Origin of the sequence: Paenibacillus sp. NPDC056722 (assembly GCF_042790635.1) — a bacterium.
GTDB lineage: Bacteria > Bacillota > Bacilli > Paenibacillales > Paenibacillaceae > Paenibacillus_AQ > Paenibacillus_AQ agri.
This window is the reverse complement of record NZ_JBHTYV010000022.1, coordinates 40,260-48,389: the sequence shown is the minus strand read 5'-3', so window position 1 is coordinate 48,389 and position 8,130 is coordinate 40,260. Positions and strand designations below refer to the sequence as shown.

The following is an 8,130-nucleotide window of genomic DNA, read 5'->3' as shown; positions in this document are numbered from 1 at the left end:
GGAGTGACTGGTGCAACAGGTGACGCAGGTGCGACAGGAGCAACGGGAGCAGCTGGAGTGACTGGAGCAACAGGTGACGCAGGTGCGACAGGAGCGACAGGAGCAGCAGGAGCGACTGGTGCAACAGGTGACGCAGGTGCGACAGGAGCAACGGGAGCAGCAGGAGCGACTGGTGCAACAGGTGACGCAGGTGTGACAGGAGCAACAGGCGCGGCTGGAGTGACTGGAGCAACAGGTGACGCAGGTGTGACAGGAGCAACAGGAGCAGCTGGAGTGACTGGTGCAACAGGTGACACAGGTGCGACAGGAGCAACAGGTGAAGCAGGTGCGACAGGAGTAGCAGGAGCGACCGGTGCAACAGGTGACGCAGGTGCGACTGGTGCAACAGGAGCGGCTGGAGTGACTGGTGCAACAGGTGACGCAGGTGCGACAGGAGCAACGGGAGCGGCTGGAGTGACTGGTGCAACAGGTGACGCAGGTGCGACAGGAGCAACGGGAGCAGCTGGAGTGACTGGAGCAACAGGTGACGCAGGTGCGACAGGAGCAACGGGAGCAGCTGGAGCGACTGGTACAACAGGTGACGCAGGTGCGACAGGAGCAACAGGAGCAACAGGAGCAGCCGGGGCCACAGGCGCGACAGGAGTGACAGGAGCAACTGGAGCAACGGGTGCAACAGGAGCAACAGGAGCGACCGGTGAAACTGGTGCGACAGGCGCGACAGGAGCAACGGGTGCAACCGGGGCCACAGGAGCAACAGGAGCAACAGGAGCAACAGGAGCAACAGGAGCGACAGGAGCCACAGGTGCAACAGGTGAAACTGGTGACACCGGAGCCACTGGTGCCACAGGAACCGCAGGTTCCAGTGCGATCATTCCTTATGCTTCAGGCCTTCCAACTACGTTGACTACAGTACTGGGTGGTCTGCTGAACACCTCGAGCTTGATTGGTTTTGGTACGAACTCCATAGGTCTGACGATTGCCGGTGGTACGATTGATCTTACCGGCGGTGCAGGGCTCTTGGTCAACGAAGCGTTCTCCGTTCCACGTGCGGGTACCATTACCTCAATGGCTGCTTTCTTCAGTACAACAGCTGCACTAAGCTTGTTAGGCAGCACGCTCACTATTACTGCCCGACTGTTCCGTTCGACAGCGCCTAACAATAGCTTTACGGCAGTGCCAGGAGCAGTTGTAACACTGGCTCCTGCGCTCACAGGTGTTTTGGCACTCGGCACCATCAGCAGCGGAACAACTACTGGCCTTTCGATTCCGGTCAATCAGGGAGACCGTTTGATCCTGGTCTTCTCCTCAACGGTAACGGCAGGGCTTGATGTGGCCACTACGGTTGCCGGTTACGCGAGTGCCGGTGTCGCTATCAGCTAATCTTCATCTGGTTCGGTTCAAAATCTTAAACAAGCAAGGGCTTGTTACAAGCCCCTGCTTGTTTTTGTCCCTATGCACCATTCAAGAAAGGAGATATCTATGGTTTCAATAAGTCTATGCATGATCGTGCGTAATGAGGAGGAGGGACTCTTCCGCTGTCTTTCAACGATTAAGGGAATCGCCGATGAGATTATTATTGTGGATACAGGTTCCACGGACAAGACAAAGGAAGTAGCACAAAGTTTCGGAGCCAAGATTTATGATTTTGAATGGATTGACCACTTTGCTGCAGCAAGAAACTATGCTTTCAAGCAGGCGACGAAAGAATATATTCTGTGGTTGGATGCCGATGATACGATTTCCAAAAAGGATCAGATTCTTTTTAAAGAGCTAAAAAAGACGTTGCTCCCCCATTTTCACAGCGTAACCATGCCCTATAATTTGGCGTTTGACCGAGATGGGAATGTGACCTCGAGCTTGCGGCGCAACCGGCTGGTTAGGCGGGACAGCAACTTTCAGTGGATTGGACCTGTGCATGAATACCTGGCGGTCGGTGGGAACATTCATCACAGCGAAGTGTGCATCACGCATCAAAAGGATAAAGAGCATACGGACCGCAATCTGCGCATTTATCGCAAAAGAGCAGAACAGGGAGAACAATTCTCCCCTCGCGACTTGTATTATTACGCCAATGAGCTTCGCGATCATAGCTTGCATCAGGAAGCTGTGGAGTACTATAACAAGTTTCTGAATACAGCAGAGGGATGGGTCGAGGACAACATTCAGGCCTGCCTCAAATTAGCTGAGTGTTATGGACAATTGGGCGATAAGGAAAAAGAGTTCCAGGCGCTCTGCAAAACTTTGCAGTACGACGCTCCCCGTGCGGAATTCTGCTGCCGGATCGGTGCTTTTTTCCTAGAAAAAAACCACTGCAAGGAAGCTATTTACTGGTACCAACAGGCGGTCGAACTGCCAGAGCAAGCAGAGAATATGGGCTTCACCAACCGGGCTTATTCAACCTGGCTACCGCATCTGCAGCTCTGTCTGTGCTATGACCGGATAGGGGAGCACCTGCAGGCGAATACACATAATGAGTTGGCCTTAAAATATGCCCCGTCCCATCCAAGCATGCGCTATAACCGAAAGTATTTTAAGACACTTCTGGGTCCTGCTTATAGCACGGGAACTGGTATTGGAAATGAAAAATAAAATGACAATCCCTCCACGGGGTAATCGCCGTAGGGGGATTGTCAATTCTCTCTTCTTTTATCTGACAGGCTGTCCTGTTGATTAATATTGCATCAAATCCGCAGAATTTCCCGGATATCCTGTTCAGTTAGTGCGGACAAGCTCTCTTGTCCGGGCTTAATGACTTCATTGATCAAATTCTTCTTCTTTTGCTGCAATTCGTACATCTTGTCCTCTACGGTACCTTGAGCAACGAGCCGGATTACCTGTACTACATTCTTCTGCCCGATGCGGTGAGCACGGTCGGCGGCCTGCTGCTCTACAGCGGGGTTCCACCAGAGATCATAGAGGATGACGGTATCCGCTCCGGTCAGGTTCAGTCCGGTGCCGCCTGCTTTTAGCGAGATCAGGAACAGGTCTCCTTCCCCTTCGTTGAAGCGGCGGCATAGCTGAGTCCGCTGGGCAGGTGGCGTTTGGCCATCGAGATAAAAATAGGGAATGCCTTGCACCCCAAGCTCACGACCGATCAGATCCAGCATACTTGTGAACTGTGAGAAGACTAGCATTCGTTTACCGGAGCTGCGGCATTCATCGATGATTTCAAGCAGTTGTTCGAACTTGCCGGAGCTGCCTTGATAGCCTTCGATAAACAGAGAAGGGTGGCAGCAGAGTTGACGAAGTCGTGTCAGTCCGGCCAGAATTTTGATCCGGTGTTCCCCAAATCCGCCGAAGCCGTCGCTGTCCAGATGCTTGAGTGCTTCTTTTTGCAGTCGGGCAAGGTAAGCCACATACAGCTTCTTCTGGTCTGGCAGCAGCTCGGATGCTTGTACAGACTCAATCTTGTCCGGCAGTTCCTTCAATACATCACGCTTCAGGCGACGCAGCAGGAATGGTCTTACCCGCTTAGCAACTGCTTCTCTCGGCAAATCATGGAAAGTCTTCTTATTCCCCGGGAATAATCCAGGAAAAACAGCGCCAAAGATAGACCATAGATCTTCCAGCGCATTTTCTACAGGCGTTCCAGTCAAAGCGAAGCGATAGCGGGCCTCCAGACTTCTAACCGCCCGGGCCGTCTGGGTGACTTCATTCTTGATGAATTGTGCTTCGTCGAGAATCAGTGTATGAAAGGATCGCCCGCTATACAGCTTCACATCCCTGCGCAGCAGCGGGTAGGAAGTGATGATCACATCTGCTCCGGCAGTGTTCTTAAGCGTACGGTTTCGTTCCGTCAGGCTGCCATCTGCGATGACCGCCTTTATCTCCGGAGCAAATTTCTTCAACTCGTTGAGCCAGTTGTAGATTAGTGAGGCGGGGGCGACGATCAGCGCCGGGCGTCCTCCGTCCCTGATGTCCGGCAGTTCAGAGAGCAGGAAGGCGATGCTTTGCAGTGTTTTGCCAAGACCCATATCATCGGCCAGAATACCACCGAATCGGTAATGGGCCAGTGTCTTGAGCCACTGGAACCCGAGCTGCTGATAATCCCTCAGCACAGGAATGAGGCTGTCCGGTACCGGGAAATCCAGATTGTCTGGATTTTGCAGATTGGCCAGCAGCTTGCGGAAGCTTTTGTCGAGCTTGACCGCATCACCTTTATGATTGGTTGAACCGAGATGCAACCCCTGAAGAAGAGGCAACGAGAACTCCTTGCCTTGAATCTCTCCAGTTTTGATCCCCACTTCGTTCATAAAAGTGATAATTTCCTGAAGCTCCTCGGTGTCCAGTGGCAACAAGGCCCCGTCCGGAAGACGGTAATACCGGCGCTTTTCTTGAAGTGCCTTCAGAAGGGTGGCGATCTCATCGTCAGGAATGCCACCCATATCGAACTTGAAATCAAGCCAGTCCGTTTTTTCATTCCAGCGGACGCTGACCTTAGGAGGTGGATTACCTGTGAGCAGCCGCCCTTTAACAGCGGTGGTTGCATAGACATCCAGCAAATCCTCCAATAGTGGAACTGTATGGTACAGAAAATCGAATTCGTCATCTTCGTTGCTCATGAGAAAGCTGCTCTCCGTTCTGACGAAAGCTGCTTTCTCCATCAGCCCCATGATTTGGGCTTCCCGTTCGCCATCCCGCATAAGGATAAGGTCTGTCCCGCGGCTGCGCTGTTCTTCCAGCGGATTCAGGACGATATCCCCGTACTGGAACTCCAGACCGGCGAGCAGCCGGTCCCTGATCCGATCCAGATAGAGCCGGGCTTTTAAAGGGCTATGGAGGATTCTGTCCGAGATGGAGTCGGCGACCGTGACTGTACCCAGCTTCAAGAGACCAGGAATAACCTTGTCCATGAATGACTCGATCTGCTCTGGCGCAATGCCTAGGCTACCTTGGCGGGAAGCGCCGAGCATTCGTTTGATCCCGGCGAGCCGCCCGCACTCTTGAGAGGGTAGTTCCAGCAGCCGGCCTGCGGACAGCACCAAATTGTAATCCTCCAACACCGTGATGTTGTCCAGTCCCTGAACCTCCAGACGGTAGCCGCCGCTACCCGCCTGATCCAGTTGAAACATCAGTGGAGGTGCTTCCTGCGAAAGATTCACGCCTTCGTATAGACTATCCTCTTGCTGGAGGTAGACCGATGATGCCGATGCCAGCAAGGGTTGCAGTTCCTTCCAGAAATAAGGCGGAATAGGGAGTAACCGCTCCCGCTCCCCGTTAGATCTATTCCCATAGTGCGAATTAATCCCCATGCTCTCGCGGTAGACCTTCTCACTTTGCACGATCTGGAGGAGCTTCTGGATAACCTCATTATCCTTTTGAACAAAGCTGTATTGCGAGGGATTATAAATAAAATGCCGCGAGAATTCAAAATTCTTCCCACGATGAACGGCTTCCAGGAAGGTTCTGATCTTCTGCACAATATATAAACGTCTGGGTCCTACCTTCAGCTCGATACCCAGCATTTCAGCGCTGCCGTAGCCAGAGAGCATGGGTCTCACTATCCATTCCACAACGAGCGTATCTCTGGTGTCCACATAGCTCCCCTCGCCGCTGGGGCGGGGGCGCAGGCGCGAATTCCCGAACATGTCCAGCATACTTTTAACCAATTGATTGTCTTGTGCAGGGCTTCCTGAGGAATGATGAAGATTGCGCGGTGTCAGCCTGCTGTCTTCCCTGTCCGACTGCCTTTGCTGATGCAGGGCAGAGCCCCCGGAACGCTGATCCGAATGACCAGCATGCGCCAGATCGTGGATATGAATCAGTACGGCAGCGATATGCTTGCAGAAAGGCCCGCCGTGTGAATAGGCCGGACAACTGCACTCCGCCCTGACGTCTCCATCACTGTCCACGGCAACCTTGACGTCATAGCTGAGATGCCCCTGTACGATGGCCTCATACGCTGTCCGGCTGACGATTCCGCCGCGATCCTCTTGTTGTTCTTCCCAGGTTAATTGAACCTTGTCGCTGTGGAAGAGGATGGCTCCTTCTTCTAGAACGGACTTGCCGCACAGCAGCTGGATTACCCGTTCCGGTACACTGTATCCCATGCCTTTGTTCCTTTCTTTTGTACATCGGTTTGTTCACGTTCCGTTACAAATCTAGTCCTATATTAACAGAACAAGCGTGCGCATTCAAAGAATTGGCGTATGCTATAATGTCAAAAAGAGTGTTTGTCATATCCAACACATTAACGCATATCAGCGGAGATCTACATTTGTTGGTATATTCAAAACTGCATAAGGAGAGATGAAAAATGGATAGCTGTTGTCAATCATCCACTAAAACAACAACACCCACTCAATGCCCTGCTTGTCACCAAAAAGGCAAAGGTATTCAATTGATTACGCTCAAAGCGTTGCTTCAACCAGAAGCGTTAGAAACCATTCACCCCGAATCGGCTTACGCTTTTTGCACTAATCCGTTTTGCGAAGTTGTCTATTTTAGTAACGAGCAGACCTTTGGCAAAGATATGCTCAAAGTCTCGGTGTTCCAAAAGGACGAGGCGTTGGATGTGCCTGTTTGTTACTGCTTTGGGTGGACTAGAGAACGCTTAATAACAGCTGTTCAAGTAAATCAGAATCCAATTGTACATATACGAGAACAAGTTCAAGCTAATCGTTGTGGATGTGAGGTTAATAACCCGCAAGGAGCCTGTTGTTTAGGTAATGTCACTACATTCATTCGAAGTCTTGACAAACGGTAGTTGTGGTCAGCTTTATGAGCAATAATTTTTACGAAAAGAACCTACACAAAAAAAAGCGGAGTTCCGGCTTTACTGCCGAATCTCCGCTATTTTAGTACGTTCTCTATAACTCAGAAATAGACTTTAATTTTCCATTATAGAAGTACAGGTAGACATTACCGTATACTACCAATCCAAGAGATTCATTAGTCCGGTCTGGATCGCCCCATGAGAAGTAAACTTCATCGAAAGTCATACCGACAACTACCTTTTCAGCAACAATAGCTGCCCACATTTTATCACTGCTATTAGTTAGTGTACGAGGACTTTTATAGAGGAAAGTGCTGCTGATATTACCGATTTGATCCCCTACAGGCGCCAAAGTAATGGTGATTTCTTCACCACTGGCCCGGCGCAGGACAACGTCAACATCGCCAGTTTCATTGTCCGCCTGAACGCTCTTTATCGTCACCTTCTCCATATTTTTGAACGGGCTATCCTCGATCTGGGAATTCCGCACCCAAGCCACTGTGCCATTAAAGGTCTTTTTCAAGTATTGCAGGTACTCCACCGTATACATCATAGCCTCGTCATAGATGTCTTGATCAAGGGTCCATGCTGTGCCATCGTCCTTGAGCATTGAATACTCAATCGAGGAGCTTCCATCATACTGGACGTCAGTAATCCAATGCGTACCTGGAAAACCGTAGACATAGACCTTCTTGCCTACAACGCTGCCAAAGTTTCTTGGAAGCTTGCTGAGCGCTGTCAGTGTGGCATTGCTCTTCGCCTTGCCTTCATCTCCGCTCCAGATGAACAGTGAGTAGGCACTGGAGGCGTACTTGCCATCAATCGCGCCGATGTTCAGCAATGTCTTGAAAGCAACATAGTTGGAATTGTTGTACAGGACGGAGTTGTCCTTGTTTAGTGTAGTGGCACCTTTGGCGCCGCTCACACTGATGCCTGTAGCTGTCTTGGTCATGCTGATTCCCGGAATTTGATCCAGTAGCTTTACAGGTACATATGCTGATGAATTGACCAGGACCGATTTGGCAGTTGAGATAATCAGCTTGCCGTCCACAAACGTAGAGATTTCGTTATAAGCTGGTGCCGCTGCCGCAGCGGCTTTCCCTGTTCCCGCAGGGCTGCCCAGCCCGACAACGAGCAGTAGGGCAGTTAGGATTACGACCAATCTTTTCATAAATTTTCTTCCCCCAATGTATTATGCTTTAACCGGTGTCTGACGGCTTAGCGTTCTATACATTCGGTGGGACTCCAGTAAATTCCTGCCGGTTCGACATAATTCTATGGGGAACTGACCGCAGATCATGATGTTCATTAGCGCCTCAGCGCCAGAGTATACTTCCCGAATTGTTGACAGCAGCAATCTCCAGGTAAAAGGGAGGGCTCTCCAGTAACTATTACTGTGCAAATAGACCCAGCGG

At 51.1% G+C, this 8,130-nt stretch carries 5 protein-coding genes; 3 read left to right on the top strand and 2 right to left on the bottom strand.

Features of this window, described 5'->3' with window-relative positions:
* Positions 1-1,380 (top strand): exosporium glycoprotein BclB-related protein (locus ACFRAM_RS27855; RefSeq protein ID WP_379470222.1); only part of this gene is annotated, 1,380 nt, incomplete at its 5' end.
* A gap of 99 nt (positions 1,381-1,479) precedes the next feature.
* Complete coding sequence (locus ACFRAM_RS27850) at positions 1,480-2,589, top strand: glycosyltransferase (protein ID WP_379470220.1); 1,110 nt, start codon at positions 1,480-1,482, stop codon at positions 2,587-2,589.
* A 92-nt stretch (positions 2,590-2,681) separates the two neighbouring features.
* Here the strand turns inward: ACFRAM_RS27850 and ACFRAM_RS27845 are convergent, their stop codons facing one another.
* On the bottom strand, positions 2,682-6,050 hold the full coding sequence (locus tag ACFRAM_RS27845) for a DEAD/DEAH box helicase (RefSeq protein ID WP_379470218.1): 3,369 nt from the start codon (positions 6,048-6,050) through the stop codon (positions 2,682-2,684).
* Positions 6,051-6,256: 206 nt separating this feature from the next.
* Here ACFRAM_RS27845 and ACFRAM_RS27840 point away from each other — a divergent pair, with 206 nt between their 5' ends.
* Positions 6,257-6,706: a putative iron-sulfur cluster-binding metallochaperone gene (locus ACFRAM_RS27840; RefSeq protein ID WP_379470216.1), complete on the top strand. Its 450-nt coding sequence runs from the start codon at positions 6,257-6,259 to the stop codon at positions 6,704-6,706.
* Positions 6,707-6,809: 103 nt separating this feature from the next.
* Here the strand turns inward: ACFRAM_RS27840 and ACFRAM_RS27835 are convergent, their stop codons facing one another.
* The gene (locus ACFRAM_RS27835; RefSeq protein ID WP_379470214.1) at positions 6,810-7,886 is read right to left on the bottom strand and encodes a hypothetical protein; all 1,077 of its coding nucleotides are present in this window, start codon (positions 7,884-7,886) and stop codon (positions 6,810-6,812) included.
* Between the last annotated feature and the right edge of the window lie 244 nt (positions 7,887-8,130).